Annotated in this window: 15 protein-coding genes; 8 read left to right on the top strand and 7 right to left on the bottom strand. The window is 62.5% G+C overall.

From position 1 onward, the window contains the following. The first annotated feature begins 8 nt into the window (after window positions 1-8). The gene (locus E5720_RS10910) at window positions 9-2384 is read left to right on the top strand and encodes a lysylphosphatidylglycerol synthase transmembrane domain-containing protein (protein ID WP_136170676.1); all 2376 of its coding nucleotides are present in this window, start codon (window positions 9-11) and stop codon (window positions 2382-2384) included. A 242-nt stretch (window positions 2385-2626) separates the two neighbouring features. Continuing rightward, window positions 2627-4495, top strand: coding sequence for a bifunctional diguanylate cyclase/phosphodiesterase (locus tag E5720_RS10905; protein WP_247595908.1), 1869 nt, complete (start codon window positions 2627-2629; stop codon window positions 4493-4495). Window positions 4496-4508: 13 nt separating this feature from the next. Here E5720_RS10905 and E5720_RS10900 read toward each other — a convergent pair whose 3' ends face one another. From E5720_RS10900 to E5720_RS10890, 3 genes are read right to left on the bottom strand one after another with little or no spacing between them, the layout of a single operon-like run. Beyond that, complete coding sequence (locus E5720_RS10900) at window positions 4509-4805, bottom strand: antibiotic biosynthesis monooxygenase (RefSeq protein ID WP_136170674.1); 297 nt, start codon at window positions 4803-4805, stop codon at window positions 4509-4511. A 42-nt stretch (window positions 4806-4847) separates the two neighbouring features. Next, on the bottom strand, window positions 4848-5705 hold the full coding sequence (locus E5720_RS10895; protein ID WP_136170673.1) for a fused MFS/spermidine synthase: 858 nt from the start codon (window positions 5703-5705) through the stop codon (window positions 4848-4850). Then, on the bottom strand, window positions 5695-6408 hold the full coding sequence (locus tag E5720_RS10890; protein WP_136170672.1) for a TetR/AcrR family transcriptional regulator: 714 nt from the start codon (window positions 6406-6408) through the stop codon (window positions 5695-5697). Before E5720_RS10890 ends, E5720_RS10895 begins: the two co-directional genes overlap by 11 nt. A gap of 199 nt (window positions 6409-6607) precedes the next feature. On the opposite strand from E5720_RS10890, the gene E5720_RS10885 reads away from it, so the two are divergent. From E5720_RS10885 to atzF, 5 genes are read left to right on the top strand one after another with little or no spacing between them, the layout of a single operon-like run. After that, the gene (locus tag E5720_RS10885) at window positions 6608-8158 is read left to right on the top strand and encodes an amino acid permease (RefSeq protein WP_136170671.1); all 1551 of its coding nucleotides are present in this window, start codon (window positions 6608-6610) and stop codon (window positions 8156-8158) included. A gap of 4 nt (window positions 8159-8162) precedes the next feature. Next, a complete protein-coding gene (locus tag E5720_RS10880) occupies window positions 8163-8960 on the top strand; it encodes an urea amidolyase associated protein UAAP1 (RefSeq protein WP_136170670.1) in 798 nt (265 codons plus the stop codon). Then, window positions 8957-9583: an urea amidolyase associated protein UAAP2 gene (locus E5720_RS10875; RefSeq protein WP_136170669.1), complete on the top strand. Its 627-nt coding sequence runs from the start codon at window positions 8957-8959 to the stop codon at window positions 9581-9583. Before E5720_RS10880 ends, E5720_RS10875 begins: the two co-directional genes overlap by 4 nt. Next, window positions 9583-11607 (top strand): 5-oxoprolinase/urea amidolyase family protein, encoded by a 2025-nt coding sequence (locus tag E5720_RS10870; RefSeq protein ID WP_136172600.1) that lies wholly within the window; start codon window positions 9583-9585, stop codon window positions 11605-11607. The genes E5720_RS10875 and E5720_RS10870 overlap by 1 nt, the downstream gene beginning before the upstream one ends. Then, window positions 11594-13309, top strand: a complete 1716-nt coding sequence (gene atzF, locus E5720_RS10865; protein ID WP_136170668.1) for an allophanate hydrolase — start codon at window positions 11594-11596, stop codon at window positions 13307-13309. Before E5720_RS10870 ends, atzF begins: the two co-directional genes overlap by 14 nt. Window positions 13310-13370: 61 nt before the next feature. Here atzF and E5720_RS10860 read toward each other — a convergent pair whose 3' ends face one another. Beyond that, window positions 13371-13877: a MarR family winged helix-turn-helix transcriptional regulator gene (locus E5720_RS10860; RefSeq protein WP_136170667.1), complete on the bottom strand. Its 507-nt coding sequence runs from the start codon at window positions 13875-13877 to the stop codon at window positions 13371-13373. Window positions 13878-13962: 85 nt separating this feature from the next. Between E5720_RS10860 and E5720_RS10855 the strand changes: the two genes are divergently transcribed. After that, entirely contained in the window at window positions 13963-14793 is an 831-nt protein-coding gene (locus tag E5720_RS10855; protein WP_247595907.1) for an SDR family oxidoreductase, read from the top strand. Window positions 14794-14967: 174 nt separating this feature from the next. Here E5720_RS10855 and E5720_RS10850 read toward each other — a convergent pair whose 3' ends face one another. From E5720_RS10850 to E5720_RS10840, 3 genes are all read right to left on the bottom strand, one after another. Beyond that, window positions 14968-15576: a DUF937 domain-containing protein gene (locus E5720_RS10850; protein ID WP_136172598.1), complete on the bottom strand. Its 609-nt coding sequence runs from the start codon at window positions 15574-15576 to the stop codon at window positions 14968-14970. Window positions 15577-15620: 44 nt separating this feature from the next. Continuing rightward, window positions 15621-16490, bottom strand: a complete 870-nt coding sequence (locus E5720_RS10845) for an SGNH/GDSL hydrolase family protein (protein ID WP_136170666.1) — start codon at window positions 16488-16490, stop codon at window positions 15621-15623. A 252-nt stretch (window positions 16491-16742) separates the two neighbouring features. Continuing rightward, on the bottom strand, window positions 16743-17744 hold the full coding sequence (locus E5720_RS10840; RefSeq protein ID WP_136170665.1) for an acryloyl-CoA reductase: 1002 nt from the start codon (window positions 17742-17744) through the stop codon (window positions 16743-16745). Window positions 17745-17760: the final 16 nt, after the last annotated feature.

Raw genomic sequence — 17760 nt, 5'->3', positions numbered from 1 at the left:
ATAGCAGCATGCGGGTTGATGGGCGCGACATACCAGTGACGGGCAGCCTGCTGCAACCGCTGGTACGACGCACCAGTGACATCATGCGGGTCGTTCTGGCACTGCTCCTGCTGTCCACGGTCATCGCCGGATCGCTCATCACTCGAAATCAATGGGACGCGCTGGAGAACTCGGTCTCGAACATCGTCGGGGTGCTCAGTCCGGACAAGTCGAATCTGGTGTACGTGCTGTACGGCGTGGCGATCCTGGCGCTGCCGTTCGGAATTCTGATCGGACTGATCGCCGGCCGGGAATGGAAGCTACTGGCCGGGTACGGCGCGGCTGGACTGCTCGCCGGTCTGGCGTTGTCGATTACCGGGAGCGGAATCTCGACGCCCGCCTGGCACCTCGAAGTCCCCGATCGGCTCGACACATTTCTTTCCCAGTTCCTGGACGATCCTCGCTGGATCGGCATGCTCGCTGCGGTCCTCACCGTGTCCGGGCCATGGCTACCGAAGCGCTGGCGGCGCGTCTGGTGGATCCTGCTCCTGGCGTTCGTTCCGATTCACTTGTTCGTAAGCACTGTCGTGCCTGCCCGCTCACTGCTGGGCCTGTCGGTGGGCTGGCTCATCGGCGCATTGATCGTTCTGGTCGTCGGCACTCCAGCCCTCGAAGTGCCGCTCGAAGACGCGGTACGTCTGTTGTCCAAGCGCGGGCACATCGTGAATTCCTTACGCGTGGTGAAACCTTCAGGCCCGGGGCCCCTCGTACTATCGGCGTCGACAGAGGGTGCAGAGCCAGATCTGATCGTCGAGATGTACGGGCAGAACCAGCGCAGTGGAGGTGCGTTGCGCCAACTGTGGCGATGGTTGTCCTTCCGCAGTGCAGAGTTCGTTCCATCGCATGGATCATTGCACCGAGCCGTCGAGCACCGGGCGTTGATGGGCATCGCTATCGGGAACCTGTCCATCGCCAGCAGTCGCCCGCTGGCAGCATCGGCACTCGAACGCGGGTGGGCAATGTATGCACATACCGCGCCCATCGGAGTTCCCGTCGACGAAACCTCCCCGGATACTCTGGTCACCAGCATCTGGAGGGGACTGCAGACTATGCACGGGTTCCAGGTCTCCCATGGCGACCTGCGCACTGCAGAGATCAGAAACGACGAAGGCAAGGCACTCTTCGGCGGATTCGCGAACGCCGAACTAGGCGCAACCGACGCTCAGATGCAGTCCGACATTGCGCAGTTGCTGATCACAACTGCTGCGCTGTTCGGTAAGGAACACGCCGTGGGCAGTGCCATCGAGGCCCTCGACGCCGACACTGTTCTTGCGGCATCGGGCAGGCTGACGAAATCGGCGATACCCAAACGCGTCCGCGTATCGGTTCCCGACGGCAACGAGGTCATGAAGGCCGTACGTGATGAGGTCGCCGAACAGACGGGTGCCGACAAGATCAAGGCCGAACAGGTCACCCGCTTCTCGCGGAGTCAGATCATTCAGCTCGTCCTGCTGATCGGCCTCGTCTACGTCGCCTACCCGTTCATCAGTGCGGTGCCCACATTCCTGACAGAGCTGCAATCGGTGAACTGGTGGTGGGCACTACTCGGACTCGTTGTATCAGCGCTGACCTACGTCGGTGCTGCCGCAGCATTATGGGCATGCGCTTCGGGCATGGTGAGTTTCCGCAACCTGACGATCATGCAGCTTGCCAATACGTTTGCGGCAACGACGACCCCTGCAGGCGTCGGCGGTCTCGCACTGAGCGTTCGATTCCTGCAGAAGGGTGGTCTCGGAGCCGTTCGAGCTACGGCCGCAGTTGCACTGCAACAGTCCGTTCAGGTGATCACCCACGTCGGGCTGTTGATCCTCTTCACCTTTGCTGCCGGTACTTCGGCGGATCTGGCACATTTCGTGCCCGACCCGACTGTTCTCTACCTCATCGCCGGTGTTGCCCTCGGTGCCGTAGGCACCTTGCTGTTCGTACCGAAACTACGCCGATGGCTGCGGAACGACGTACGCCCACAGCTCAAGGAGCTGTTCGGCGAACTCGGCGAACTCGCACGTGATCCGAAACGCTTCTCGATCATCGTACTCGGATGTGCTGCAACCACTCTCGGAGCTGCACTGGCTCTATGGGCGAGCATCGAGGCGTTCGGGGGTGGGACGACGTTCATCACGGTCACCGTCGTCACCATGATCGGCGGAACGCTGGCGTCGGCGGCCCCGACGCCGGGCGGGGTCGGAGCCGTCGAAGCAGCCCTGATCGGTGGCCTCGCGGCATTCGGCCTTCCCGCTAGCATCGCCGTTCCATCCGTACTGCTCTATCGGGTGCTCACGTGTTGGCTACCGGTGTTCTGCGGTTGGCCGACGCTGCGATGGCTGACCGAGAAAGACATGGTCTGATATGCCGTCCAGTACGTATCATCTCGGCAGTCACCCACAATGCATTGCCCGAGGAAAACGCGCCGCGCATACACTTTCGTCGGCTGTAACCGGCAGCTGGATCCCATTTCGGCCTTCTAACAGCCCACTCACTGGTACCGTTCCTTGACAGGTCGGGGACCTGAGAATACGAACGATCGGCCGTTGCATGGACAAGAAAGTTCTCGAGTACCGGCAGGTCCCGCATGAAAGGCTGTCGATCGGTGACCGGCAAGCTCGCGTTCCACGACGAGTCCCCTGACTCCTGGGCTTCCCGCACAAGGGACGCCAACCCAGTGGCTACCAACCCAGTGGACACTCGTGCGATCGAACCTCGAGTTCTGAAAGCGGCCGACTACTCCTTCAGGGTTCGCGCACCGAACAGTGAGCACTGGGCGAAGGCCCTCATCGGTTCACTGACGTTGTCATTCGGACTGTCCGGAATCCTGCTGGTTCCGTCCGGACAGTTGGCCCTTCCCGCCGCAATCCTCATATCTCTCGCTTCCGTGAGCACGGTCCCCGTCGCACTCCGTTGGTTTCTCGGGCCCTGGCCTCGTCCGATTCTGATCAAAGCGTTCATCATCTGGGCCGACCTAGGGATCCTGGCAGTGATGCTGCTACCCAATTCGCCGTTGCTCGCGATGTCGAGTTCGGCAATGTTCGCCATCGTCGCCCTATTCGCCATCATCGGGACATCGTCGAGGGTGCTCGGCATCCATCTCGCGTGTGCCTTCACGGCACTGTTGCTCACGGCCGGGATGTCGATACTCGACGGGGCAGACCCTTGGACAGTTTCCTCGCGCGCCGTCACCGTTGCATCGATGTTCGTGATGCCGTTCGCACTTCGTCCTTACATTCGCTATCTCCGCGAACGCGCAGACGGAGCACTCCGGGATCCGCTGACCGGGCTGTGGAACCGTCGTGGATTGTTTCATGCGGTGGGATACCTCAACACCCTCAACGCCTCGCCGATACACGAGATGCGCTACATCGGCGTAGTAGTGATCGACATCGACAGGTTCAAGGCCATCAATGCCCGATTCGGGCACCCCTCGGGCGATGCGGTGTTGACAGAGGTAGCAAGCCGGTTGCTACACGCTGCGTCCGCCGATGCGGTGGTGTCACGGTTGGGCGGCGACCAGTTCGTGTGTGTACACATCGGCAGCCGCAACGAGGTCGACGACGCCGAGACTCGGATCCGCGCGGGACTCGAAGAATCGTTCAGCGGTCCGCCGTTCACCACCAGCATCGGATCGGCCGGCGACAGCCTGATCTGCGGAGACAGCACGGACGCACCCATGCGGCGGTTGATTGCACTGGCCGATATCGAGATGTACCGCGAGAAAGCAGATCCAGCTGCGGCGGCAAACCACCTTCGCTTGGATCCTCTCGGCATACGGGATCGAATAGACGCACTCATCGACTCCGGTGGACCCTCGATCGTGTTCCAGCCGATCTGCGACACCGTCACCCGAGCCGTGCTCGGGTACGAGGCACTTTCCCGCTTCCCGTTCGGTCACGGTTCGCCGTACATCTGGTTTCGCGACGCAACATGTGCCGGTGTCGGTCCACGTCTCGAACTCGCCGCGATCGATACGGCACTACGCACGATGGCAGGCCTTCCCGCCGATGCGTTCGTCTCGGTCAACGCCTCGGCGGAAACTATCAGGACGACCGACATGCTGGCCCGTCTTCGACCGCACATAGGCAAGCGCACAATATATTTGGAGATAACCGAGCATGAACGGGTCGACGACTATCGCGCTGTGGCTCGATCCGTCGAAGACCTCAGGGCCGCAGGCGTCAAAATATCCGTCGACGATGTCGGAGCCGGATTCGCCGGACTCCGCCAAGTCGTGGAACTGAAACCCGACACGCTGAAACTGGACTATTCACTCGTCCACGGCGTGGACCTGGATCCGACCCGCAGGGCGGCCGTGGCGTCGCTCACTGCGTTCGCGCGGGAAGTCGGCGCGACCCTGATCATGGAAGGTGTCGAGACCGACGGCGAACTGCGCGTCGCCGTCGAACTCGGCATCGACATGGTGCAGGGCTATCTCACCGGCCGACCGGCATCGGTCGAACCAGCCTGACGTGGGTGACCACTCAGACTGCGTCGGTGATCGAGTATTTCGTCAAACTCGGCGCGCCGGCGAGGAGTGGGGCCAGGTCAACGATCTTGCCGGGACCGGCACGGAAATCGCGGTACTTCGCGTCCGCTTCGGCGGAATCCCAGCGCTCGTACGCGATCCAGTGCGTCGGGTCTGCTTCGTCGACGAGAACGTCGACTCCTAGACACCCGTCGAATGCCCTCGTCTCGGCGAGCACACGGGCGAGCACGACCTTGGCGTCGTCGAGTGCTTCCGGCTTGAACTTCAGATCGAGCAGGGCGATGAGCGCCATTCGGTTCTCCCAAATCGACAGTAACAATGTATGAGCCTCGAACTACTTTTCCAGCCTACCGATCGCTTGTACGACGTCCCGTAGGACTTTCGCGTCGCCGCTGAAACTCCGCACCCTCTCATCGAGCCATACCTGTGCGGGCACTCCTCCGCCGAGCAGTTCACGAGCCAGCGCCGGGTCCTCACCGATCGGTGTGTCGCTACCGGCGATGACGACATTCCCGTATCGGCGCCCCTTCAACATCGCCGGATCCGCGATGATCACCGTGTGCGGAAAGACCTGCCCGATAGTGGCAGCCTCGCGACGGGTTCTCGTCAGGTCACGGGTGTCGCCGCAGTTGACGACATAGATGCCGCGCGGGGCGAGTACGCGTCGCACCTGCTCGGTGAATTCCAGAGTCAACAGCGGTTCCGGAGTGGCACTTCCGGCAAAAACGTCGCGGACGATCACATCTCGACTGTCCTCGGACAGCGTCTCGGTCACCGCACGGGCCTCACCGACTCTGATACGCAGCATCGGTGCGCGCGGGAGGTCGAACCATTCGCGTACCAACTCTGCCAGCTTGCCGTCCAGTTCGACGACGACCTGTCGTGCATCGGGATACTCCGCAGCGAAATAGCGTGCGAGAGTGCAGGCGCCACCACCGAGATGCAAGGTGCGCAGCTTGGAGCTCGAAAACGTTTGGTAGCGAACAAGTCCCGCCATCCAACGCATGTACTCGAAATCCAGCTGCGACGGGTCGTCCATATCGATGTGCGAACTCGGCACACCGTTGACATGCACCATCCAGCCGTCCGCGGTCAGAGTGTCGCGTACCAGTTCGCAAGTCCCGGTGTCGATGTCGTAGACCCCGGCCTTCGGCCCTGTCTGATTTTCCGGCCGTGTCTTCTTATTGGCCATGCCCTGCCTTCTTCTCGAAAATACTGCTTGCGGTCACGTCGGCCACCACGCGTACCGCCCTGTCATGGATGCCGTCGATGTCACCGGGGAACCCGAGAACTCGGACTGCGGCGGTGGCAATGAGCGAAGCATGATGCAGGCCCGCCGAGCCTCGACCGTTTTCTGTATCCGCCCGGCCGTTCACTATCGTCTCGACAAGTCGAAACGGTAGCTCTTCGGTGCCGGCGGACACGTCGGACTCGAGCTCTTGCACAACCCCACCAGCGATGGTGGCATACAGATTCATCAGCGTGAAGCGGCTTTCCCTGAACGAGCCGAACCGATCGGTCCGGAGCTCGGGCAACAGATAGAGCGCACCGAGGTTCCAACGGGAACGGCTGAGCTGATCGGCATCGAACCAGGCCATCGCGTACATCTTCACTACCGCCGACTCCTCGACACCCTGAATGCCCTGTCCGACGGCGAGTGGCTCGTCGACGGTCCCGCTGAGCAGCGAATCGAGGATGTCGTCCTTGTTCGAGAAGTGGTGATAGAGCGAGGCCTGCCGCAGCCCAACGGCGTCGGCGATCATGCGTGTCGAGGTGTTGGTGTAACCACGGGTGGTGAAGAGTTCGGCGGACGCGTCGAGTATTTCTTCACGTGCGGTGTCACCCGGACGTTTCTTGGTGGCAAGCCTCGGCCTCCCGGCACCGGTAACGGACATTGGTCCATCCTGTCAGCAATCCACGCCTGTGAGATTCCTGTCATCTGATCGAAATAGACGAAACAAGCTCGTTTCACGACGGTCACCAGCCGGGCACAACGGCGCGGAAAACTATCAACTGACAGAAACCGCACCGGCAATCCCGCACCTGTCGACGCAGACGGGCGGTCCTTCTCACCTCTTGTACGGAGACAAAGACATGAGCTCGACTACTCTGCCCTCGCCCGGGGAAAAGGCACCGTCGTTCGGCACCGACCACTTGGACCTCGCCGAACTCGGATACGACCAGCAACTGCATCGCAGTCTCGGCAAGTACGCGTCGTTTGCCGCCGGTTTCTCGTTCGTATCGATCCTGACCACAATCTTCCAGCTCTTCGGTCTCGGCTTCAGTTTCGGCGGCCCGGCGTTCTTCTTCACCTGGCCGCTGGTGTTTCTGGGCCAGTTCATGGTGGCTCTGAATTTCGCCGAACTTGCTGCGCGATATCCCATTTCAGGTGCCATCTACCAATGGTCCAGGCGCATGGGCGGTGAAATCATCGGCTGGTTCGCCGGATGGTTCATGATCATCGCGCAGATCGTCACGGCCTCGGCCGCCGCAATTGCACTGCAGGTCGTCCTGCCCAGCATCTGGAGCGGATTCCAGTTCGTCGGGGAAGACACCGCACTGACCTCGGCCGACGGCGCCGCCAACGCCGTTATTCTCGGCTCTATCCTCCTGGTGCTCACCACCACGATCAACTGCATCGGCGTCAATTGGATGTCGCGGATCAACAGCATCGGTGTCACCTGCGAGATCGTCGGCGTCATCGCCCTCGTTCTCGTCTTCTTCACGCACGCCGAACGCGGACCTCAGGTCGTCTTCGACACCGGCGCACCCGGTGCCGATCCCGGATACATCTGGGCCTGGATCGTTTCCGGGCTCATGGCTGCATACGTCATGGTCGGCTTCGGCTCGGCCGGCGAACTTGCCGAAGAGACACACAATCCACGACGCGTGGCACCTCGCACTATCCGGCTCGCACTATCCGCATCCGCTCTCGGCGGAGGACTGATGATCGTCGGCGCATTGATGGCCGCGCCTTCTCTCACCGACGGCAACCTTGCGACGCAGGGACTTCCGTACGTCATCGACTCCATCCTCAGCTCCCCGTGGGGCACGGTACTGCTGATCGATGTGGCTATCGCCGTCTTCATCTGCACCCTCGCGATCCAGACAGCGGCATCGCGGCTGATGTTCTCGATGGCTCGCGACGGCCGCCTACCGGCATCGACCATTCTATCGAAAGTCAACTCCCGCAGCGGAACCCCGATCGCACCGTCGGTCCTGATCGGATTCGCCTGTGTGGCAATCCTCGCCATCAATGTAGGGAACTCGGCGATCTTCACCACCTTGTCGAGCGTCTGCATCGTCCTGATCTACCTGGCCTACTTGATGGTGACCGTGCCACTGCTGATGCAACGCCTCAAGGGATGGCCGCACGGTGGTCGGCAGGCACAGCCCATCTCGGCAGAGGAGAAGCTCTTCACCCTCGGCAAGTTCGGCATCCCGGTGAATATCGCCGCGGTCCTCTACGGCGGGCTGATGGTGATCAATCTTTCCTGGCCGCGCGCCGAGATCTTCAACCCCACCGGCGAATTCCCGCTTCTGCAGTGGGCGGCGCCCCTGACGGTGATGGCGGTAGTGCTGGTCGGAATCGCCTGCCTACCGCGCGGCAGAACACACCCCAAGCCAGTCACGATCGGAGCCTGAAGACATGAGCACCGCAACCACTCTCGCCGCCAAGGAACATGCTCGGAGCCAGGCAGAGAAAGTCTCCGTCCCGACTGCCCCGGACGGCGTCACCGAACTCACCTGGGCCGAATCGGTGCCCGGCGGTCGCTACACCACCAGAGTTCTCGCTCGCGGTACCCGAGTACGGCTGCGCGACGTAGACGGTGCCGCATGCGCCAACCTGCTGCTGTACCGCGCGGACGCACCATGGGAGCGACTCAATGCCGCGGACACCGTCAAAGTTCCGTGGAACGCATACCTCGGAATCGGGCACCCACTGCTCTCGGATCAGGGGCGAGTGCTCGCCACGATCGTCGCCGACAGTTCGTCCCGGCACGACGCACTCTGCGGTACAACGTCTCTGGCCACCAATCGCAGCAAGTATGGCGACGGATCGTTGCACGGGGCATCACCTGCCGGTCGTGAACTGTTCACGGTGGCAGCTGCCAAGAACGACCTTCGACCACGTGACCTGCCACCATCGATCTCGTTCTTCCACGGTGTACGCGTCGAAGCCGACGGACACCTGCACTCGACCGGCAATGCGGGATGCGGCACCGAAGTGGACCTCCTGATTCACCTGCCGGTAGTCGTGTTGCTGGCCAACACCGCACACCCACTCGATCCGTCGCCGAGTTTCGCCACAACGGCGCTCGAGGTTCTGGCCTGGCAGGCACCGGGTGAACTCGACGACCTGCCCAACGCCGACCCCGAGTATTTGCGGGCCGTTCTCAACACAGAAGACACTTGGGCCGCGGCACACCCGAAAGGTGCACGATGACAATCACTCTCGAATCAGGCACGGTAGTGCTGGATCAGACCGCCGAAGCTTTCGGCCCATGGTCGGCCGTCGTGAAGGCCGGAGATCTGCTGACGATCGTCGATCTGCACGGCAACCAGGCCGTCGACACACTGGTCTACGCGGCGCACGATCACACCATCCGCTATAGCGCGGCCGCAACCGTGGTCGCGCAGCAGAACCTCTTTCTGAGCACCGGCAGCGTGCTGCGCAGCGATGATTCGGCAGCGTTGATGACGATCGTCGCCGACGAAGTAGGCAATCACGACACGGTAGGCGGCGCCTGCTCACAGGAATCGAACACGCTACGGTACGGGCATCACACGCAGCATCAACACGCATGCGTCGAGAACTTCCTGGCCGAAGGTTCCAAATGGGGCCTCGGCAAGCGGGATCTGGTGTCCAACATCAACTTCTTCATGAATGTTCCCGTCGATGCAGACGGAACAATCGGAATCGTCGACGGGCTGTCAGCACCGGGTAAGTCGCTGACGTTGCGAGCCGAGATCGATACTCTGGTACTCGTCTCGAACTGCCCGCAAATCAACAACCCGTGCAACGGATTCGACCCCACCGCTGTCCGCATGATCGTGACACGACCATGATGCCGACCGGCACCACGCGAGCAAAGATGACGGTACTTCGGCCAGGGATGCTGACCACGGTTCAGGACTGGCCCGGACGCGTCGGATACTGGAAGGTCGGGGTGCCGCCGTCCGGGCCGATGGACGACCTCTCGTTCCGCCTGGGCAACGTCGCTCTCGGCAACCCGGAGGGCGCACCGGGACTCGAATCTGCCATGGCTGGACCAGCACTGAGCTTCGACGCAGATACCTGGGTGTGCGTCACCGGCGCCGACGCTCGGGTCCGCGTCGACGGTGTCGACGTCGCGCAGTGGCGTCCGGTATTGGTGCCGGCCGATACGACGCTCGATGTGGGAACGACAACCGGGGCAGGCTTGCGCGTGTACGTACTCATCCAAGGCGCCATCGACGTTGAGCCGTACCTGGGCAGTGCATCGACGTTCACGCTCGGCAAATTCGGTGGACACCGAGGTGGAACTCTCTGCGAGAGAGATATTCTGGAGATCTCGACGCCGAAGGACGCCGCCGAACGCATTACTTGCATTCCTTCCGAACACCGACCGGCACTGACGACGAGGTGGAGCATCGCCGTCACCGAGGGACCGCACGGGGCACCGGAGTTCTTCACGCGCGCAGACATGGACACGTTGTTCGCCACCGACTACGAGGTGCACTTCAACTCCGATCGCACCGGCGTCCGACTCATCGGGCCGAAACCGGAGTGGGCGCGCACGGACGGTGGCGAGGCAGGGCTTCATCCGTCGAACATCCATGACAACGCCTATTCGGTCGGCGCACTCGACTTCACCGGCGACACACCGATTCTGCTCGGCCCGGACGGCCCCAGCCTCGGCGGCTTCGTCTGCCCGGTCACCGTCGTCGCCGCCGAAAGATGGAAGCTCGGGCAGCTCAAAGCTGGAGACACGATCCGGTTCGTACCCGTGCGGGCAGCTCACGCGGCTCCGCTCGGCGCACTCGGTGTTGCACGTCGCGCAGCACTGCCGTTCGTCTTCTCGAGCGGTGGCGACGGCGACGACGGCGTCCTTGCCCGGCGGGAGGCAGAGACCTGCGTGACCTACCGCCGATCGGGAGACGACAACGTGCTGGTGGAGTACGGAGACATGAAGCTGGACCTCGCGCTCCGCGCCCGCGCACACGCACTGCATCAGCGCATCGAGGCGATCTCACCGAAGGGGTTGCTGGACCTGACGCCGGGCATCCGCTCGCTGCAGGTCAAAGTGGATCCTGACGTTCTTTCGATCGACACAGTGATGGGTCTACTGGCCGAGGTGGAAGACGATCTACCCGCCGCTTCGGAGCTCGTGGTCCCGAGCCGTACCGTTCGGATGCCGTTGTCCTGGGACGACCCGTCGACCCGCGAAGCAATTGCGCGCTACATGCACGGAGTGCGAGCGGATGCACCGTGGTGCCCGTGGAACATCGAGTTCATCCGACGAATGAACGGACTCGATTCCATCGCAGACGTTTTCGATACCGTCTTCGCGGCCGACTACATGGTTCTCGGTCTTGGCGACGTCTACCTGGGCGCGCCCGTTGCGACTCCGCTCGATCCGCGGCATCGGCTGGTCACCACCAAGTACAACCCGGCGCGGACCTGGACACCGGAGAACGCCGTCGGGATCGGTGGGGCATATCTGTGCATCTACGGCATGGAAGGGCCCGGCGGATACCAGTTCGTCGGCCGGACGACGCAGGTGTGGAATCACCGATATCCAGAGCAGTCCGGACCGTTCGAGCGCGAGTCTCCCTGGTTGCTGCGGTTCTTCGATCGAATCTCCTGGTACCCAGTCGAGCCCGAGGAGCTGATGGACCTTCGCGCCGACACCGCAGCCGGACGCGGTGGAGGTGTCGAGATCGTCGACGGCAAATTCTCACTCGCTGAACACGAGCAATTCCTCGCGTCGAACAGTTCCTCGATCGAGAAGTTCAGGGCCTCGCAGGCAGTCGCCTTCGACGCCGAACGCACGGCATGGTCCGCGGCAGGCGAGTTCACGACAAGGGGCAATTCCGATGCAGCAGCATGACATCTCGGAGCGAGTACGGCAGGCGTACAAGCGCATTGCCGAGGTCGACCGACCCGAAATCTGGATCACCCTACGAGAAGAGGACGACGTACTGGCCGATGCAGCAACTGTCGACGCGGCCCTTCCGCTGGCCGGGTTACTGGTTGCGATCAAGGACAACGTAGATGTGGCAGGTATCCCCACCACCGCAGCATGCCCGGAGTTCGCCTACATCCCCGATCGCACCGCGACGGCCGTAGCGCGACTGTTGGAGCAGGGCGCGGTGATCCTCGGCAAGACCAATCTGGATCAGTTCGCCACCGGTCTCCTCGGGACGAGAAGCCCTTACGGCGCGGTCCGGTGCTCCTGGGACCCGGAGCGGGTGTCCGGTGGATCCAGTTCAGGGTCGGCAGTCGCCGTCGCTCTCGGAATCGCAGACATCGGCATCGGTACCGACACAGCAGGTTCCGGCCGGGTTCCGGCTGCATTCCACGGCCTCGTCGGCGTCAAGACAAGCCCGGGAATCGTCCCGACGACCGGCGTCGTACCAGCATGTATCGACTTCGACTGCGTGACAGTACTTGCTGCCGACCTCGAGACCGCGACCCTGGCCACGCAGTTGATGGCCGGCTACGACGACGCCGACCCACGTAGCAGGCGTTGGCCCGCGGACGTGCGGTTGTCTGCGAGCACAGTTCCTCGTATCGCCGTTCCGCGAGCAGCGGATCTCGAGCAACTTTGCCCAGAGTACCGAGAGGCATTCGATCGCCAGGTGGCTCGCTTGAAAGCGAAGGGATTCACTCACTCCGAGATCGACATTTCACCATTGCTCGACGCGGCCACCCTACTGTACGACGGTGCCATCGTCGCGCAACGCTTCTCGGCCGTCGGGGCTTTCGTCGAAAGCAACCGGGCCAGTTGCGATCCGACTGTTGCACAGATCATTCTGAACGCCGCCGAGTCGTCGGCCCACCGATACGTCGACGATGTCTCGGTTCTCGAACGCACGAAGCGGATCGCGGTAGCATTGCTCGACGGGTTCGACGGACTACTGCTGCCGACTACCACCGAGCATCCGACAATTGATGCAGTTCAAGCTGATCCAGTGTCCATCAACCGTCGAATGGGTACCTTCACCAACTTTTGCAACCTGCTGAACATGGCCGCCGTCGCTGTCCCCGGCAACCCCACGAGTAGTGGCGACCCATTCGGAGTCATGTTCGTCGTACCCGAGTTACGAGACCAGATCGCCATCGACCTTGCTGCGCGACTCATCGGAACACCTTCACCTTCGCTCGTCACCGACGGCCATGACGTACTCGTTGTCGGTGCGCATCTCGAAGGCTTTCCGGTTCACCATCAACTGACCGATCGCGGCGCGCGGTACCTCGGCGAGGTCCACACGTCCGACGCCTACCGCATGGTCGACCTGGGAACGACGCCCGCGAAACCGGGCTTGGTGCGCCACCACCGAGGGGAGGGTTCGGCAATTGCCGGCGAGCTCTACCGAATGTCCGCCGCCGGACTCGGAACATTCCTGGCCGCACTGCCCGCACCGATGGGTCTGACGTCGGTCGAGCTGTCCGACGGTCGCTGGGTCACCGGCTTCTGCTGCTCGCACGAAGCGGGCGAAGCAGGCATCGACATCACCGAGTTCGGTGGTTGGCGGGCGTACATGGCTTCGGTGCGCGGTGACTCGTTGGACCGCGCACCCTTTTTGTAAACCGAACGGCCGCGCTCGGACGTGAACAGAGCGTGCAGCTTTGGAAAAAGGATGCGCGGTCTCAACGTGGGCGCCCGGGGTCCGCCGAAGGTTGCCAGCCCTCCTCGGACCGTATCGCCGCCATGATGCGCCGACTGATTCCGCCGAGCTGACGCGCCTGGACCTGCGTCAACGGGTCGAAGACGAGCCGGTTGACGACGTCCACGTGCCCGGGGGCTGCCTGGTCGACCTTCGCCGACCCCGACTCGGTCAGGGTGGCCAGGGTGTAGCGGCCGTCCGTAGCGTCGGGAGCGCGTCGTACCCAATCTTTGGTCTCGAGGCGAGCCACTGCACGCGAGAGCCGCGAGAGGGAGCTGTTGGAATAGCTTGCCAACGTGCTCATGCGGAGTGTGCGGTCGGCCGCTTTCGACAGGGCGAAGAGGATGCCGTACTCGAAGTGGGTCAGGCCCGCGTCGCGTTGGAGCTGTGCATCGAGAGCAGTGGGCAGCCACTCCAGCAGGGTGGCCAGGGCGGCCCACGTCTGGAGGTCTCCGTCGCTGAGTGCTGCTCGTTCGTTGGGGTCCGACATGGAAGCAGACTACTCGACACCGCACCCCATGACTTGACTGAGAAAGTCAATCGTCATAGTTTCACTTGACTGAGAAAGTCATTTGATGCCCGCGACGGCATCGATCGAGCGCACCAGGAGAGACATGGATCTGCAGCTGCACGGCAAGTCGGCTTTCGTCAGCGGTTCGACGCAAGGAATCGGTTACGCGATTGCACGAGCTCTCCTCCAGGAGGGAGCGTCGGTTGTCATCAACGGGCGCAGCGAGAGCAAGCTCGACGAGGCCGTCCGGCAATTGGGGCTCGAGGTTCCGGGCGCGACGATCTCGGGCGCCGTTGCAGACTTCGAAGATCCAACCGACGTCGGCAAGCTTCTGGAATCTCTCGGCGACATCGACATACTCGTCAACAACGTCGGTCTTTTCGAACTCGCATCCTTCGAGCAGATTTCCGACGAAGAATGGCAACGTTACTTCGACATCAACGTCATGAGCGGCGTCCGGTTGTCGCGGCACGTGTTGGGCAAGATGCTCGCAACCGGATGGGGCCGGATCATCTTCGTCGGCAGCGAATCGGGGGTGAACATTCCAGCCGACATGGTGCACTATGGAGTAACGAAGGCGGGGATGCTCGCACTGAGCAATGGCCTCGCCAAGCTCACACGCGGAACCGAAGTAACCGTGAACACGATCCTCGGCGGGCCGACCTACTCCGACGGGGTCGCAGCCACTGTCACCCAGATCGCTAGCGCTCAGGCAATGCCCGCCGATGATCTCAAGGCCGCCATCATCGGCGGCAACGCTACCTCACTGCTACAGCGGTTCATCGAACCTACCGAGATAGCCAATCTCGCTGTCTACCTGGCAAGTCCGCTGTCCTCCGCCACGAACGGTGCAGCACTACGTGCTGACGGGGGTGTGCTGACGACCATGGTGTGAGGCCACCTCCCCACTCGGGCCGCCGCGTTTTCACGCGAGAACAGGGCGAGCAGGATCGACCGCCAACCGGACGGCCAACAGCCCGAGATCGGCCGCCACCACATAGACGACCAACCCCATCCGGTCGACGAAGTTGTATCGGGCCAGTTCTCGAGTCCTGGACCTGCAGCCGCACTACTTCTTGCCGCCCCCGAGCAATCCGCCGAGCAGATCGCCGATACCGCCACCGGAGCCACCCGAGCCGCCGGAGCCACCGCCGAGAATGCCGCCGAGGAGTCCCCCCAGGCCGCCGCCGGATCCCGAACCGCTGGTTGCTCCGCCGAGGACGCTGCCCAGTAGATCACCGAGACCGCCACCACCCGAGCCACCCGCACTCTGACCACCGGTGTATTTCTTTGCCAGATAAGCCAATACGATCGGCGCGAGGATCGGCAGCACTTTGCTCACGAGGTTACTGTCCGCGCCGCCGCTGATTCCGCCGAGCGCGCTTGCTACGTCGTTCTTGTTGTCTCCGAACACGTTCGACACGATCTTCGCACCGTCTGTCTCGTCCACCTGGTCGATGTCGACGCCGCCATCGAGCAATCCCGAAGAACTGTGCTGCTGGAGCGCATTCTCCAAGGACGCAGCACCTGCCGGGTCTTGGGCATTGGCTTCGAGGCCGCCGACCAATGTGGGCAGTGCTCGAGTGACAGCGGATTTCGCCGTCTCCTCATCGACACCGAGTTTCGATGCAATCTGACCGATGGGAATCTGTGCGAGAAGTTCGTCGAGCGATGCCATGAAGTCCACCTACCGAGTGTGGGCTCCCCCGTTGGGAGCCACGGTCAGTTCAGCGTAAGCGAATCCTCTATCACCTGGGCGAATGCCGCCATTCCTGCTGCAGTCGGGTGTAGTGGTGCTGCTCGGTTCAGGGGGAACACACCCTCGAGATAGCGCTGATCGCCTACTGCGCACGCGTCGTGACCGACACTGACGGGTCTGGTGTCGACGAAACTCGCACCGTGCTGCGCGGCCTGCTCGGCGAGAGCGTCGTTCATCGTGTCGATGCTCTGCTGCAGGTAGTCGGCGTCTCGGGCCCACACCGGTTGAACGCCATAGCAACCGCCCGGTTGTACATAGGTTCCATAACCGACTACGACGACATCCGCGTTCGGGGCGCGTCCCTTGATGTTCTCGAAGACCTGCCCCCAGCGCGGAGCCGCCGCGGAGATCGCGTCGGCGAGCTTGTCGGTGCCGCCCTCGGTCAGAGCATCCCGACACGATCGCCCTGTCGGCTCCGGCGAGAAGTTGATGCACTGACGCGCCGTCGACACCAGATCCACGTCGTTGCCGCCGATGGTGATGGTCACCAGGTCCGTATCCGAAGAGAGCGCATCCAGTTGGACTGGCACCGACCCGCTGTCGGTGATCTGCTCGACCGTGGTGATGTTCTCGGACTTCGCGCCCGAACACGACACATCGGTGAACGACGCGGCCCCGATCATGCCTGCCAGTACGTGCGGATAGTTCTCGTCGGATTGCAAGCAACCCGCGAATCCCACCTGGTCCGGGATCAACGGTCCCGAAGCCGCAGAGTCACCGAGTGCGACGTAGTCAATGGCCGGGGGCAGTTCGGCGGGATTCTGTTCGGCGGGATTCTGTTGGCAACTCACCAGCACGAGAGCTGCCAACAGACCCACCACCACACGCCGCATCGGGTCGATGCTACGCCGGTTCGACGCTGGGTGGACCTATGAATGGATCCGACCAACTCGTATACCGCCCTCAGCGGCTATGGCACTCCGATGAGCGCATTCCGCAAAATTCAGGGCGCTGTCATCGAAGCCCTCCAAGATGGAGGCAAGTCCCACCGCGCCTCACCAACGCCTTCGATGCACTCGACGCGAAGCTCGATGCCTCCTCATAGCCCACAGCACAGCCCGTTGTCCGTTGACCCCGCACCAGTGTCATGTCCACCTCTCGCTGATGTCGATGACGGCACGACCAGTGAACTCACCGCGCCGTAGTGCGTCCACCACTGTCGAGACCTCGCTGATCGGAACCTCGACGCAGATGCTCTCCAGGTTGCGCGGCTTGAGCTCGCTTTCGATTCGCTGCCAAAGCGCACGACGGGAGGCGATCATCATTTGTACCGAGTCGATACCGAGCAGGCCCACCCCTCGCAGAATAAACGGCATCACTGTGGTCTCGAGAGCGATACCGCCGTTCAACCCGCTGGCGGTGACGACTCCACCGTAATTCATGGTGCTCAGAATATCGGCAAGGGCTGCGCCGCCGACGCAGTCGACGGCTGCGGCCCACCGGCTCCGACCCAGCGGCCTACGTTTGGCGTCCGGGTCCAGCGGTAGGCGGCCGATCACCTCGGTGGCACCCAGTTCATGCAGGCGCGGCGTGGCATCTGGCTTACCGGACGAGGCAACCACTTCGAAGCCCTTCGCCGACAACAGATCGATGCTCGTTGATCCGACGCCACCTGTAGCGCCGGTGACGACGACCGGACCGGAGTCGGGGGTGACGCCCCATTCGAGGATTGCGGCCACGCTCATCGCGGCGGTGAAGCCGGCGGTGCCGATGGTGGCAGCTTCCCGCAGCGTGAGTCTGTCGAGCTTCACAGTCCATGCCGCCGGCACGACGGCCTCCTGCGCGTAACCGCCGTCACGGGCGGTTCCAATCCCGTATCCGTGGGCGATCACATTGTCGCCGACCTGGAAGTCCGGCGAGGTTGATTCGGAGACGACACCAGCGATGTCGATGCCGGGGACGATCGGATACTCACGAACGACGCCGCCTCCGGGAGTGAAGGCGAGAGCGTCTTTGAAGTTGATGCTGGAATAGCGGACTTGGATGCGTAGCTCATCGGCTCCGAGGGCCTGCTGCTCGAGCTCTCGGACCTCCGGATGGATGGTTCCATCGGTGAGGACGGCGGTAAGGGCGAGGTAAGTGGACATTGAAGCGTTTCCTCCT

Source organism: Rhodococcus sp. PAMC28707 (genome assembly GCF_004795915.1).
GTDB lineage: Bacteria > Actinomycetota > Actinomycetes > Mycobacteriales > Mycobacteriaceae > Rhodococcoides.
This window is presented reverse-complemented; position numbering and strand designations above follow the sequence as displayed.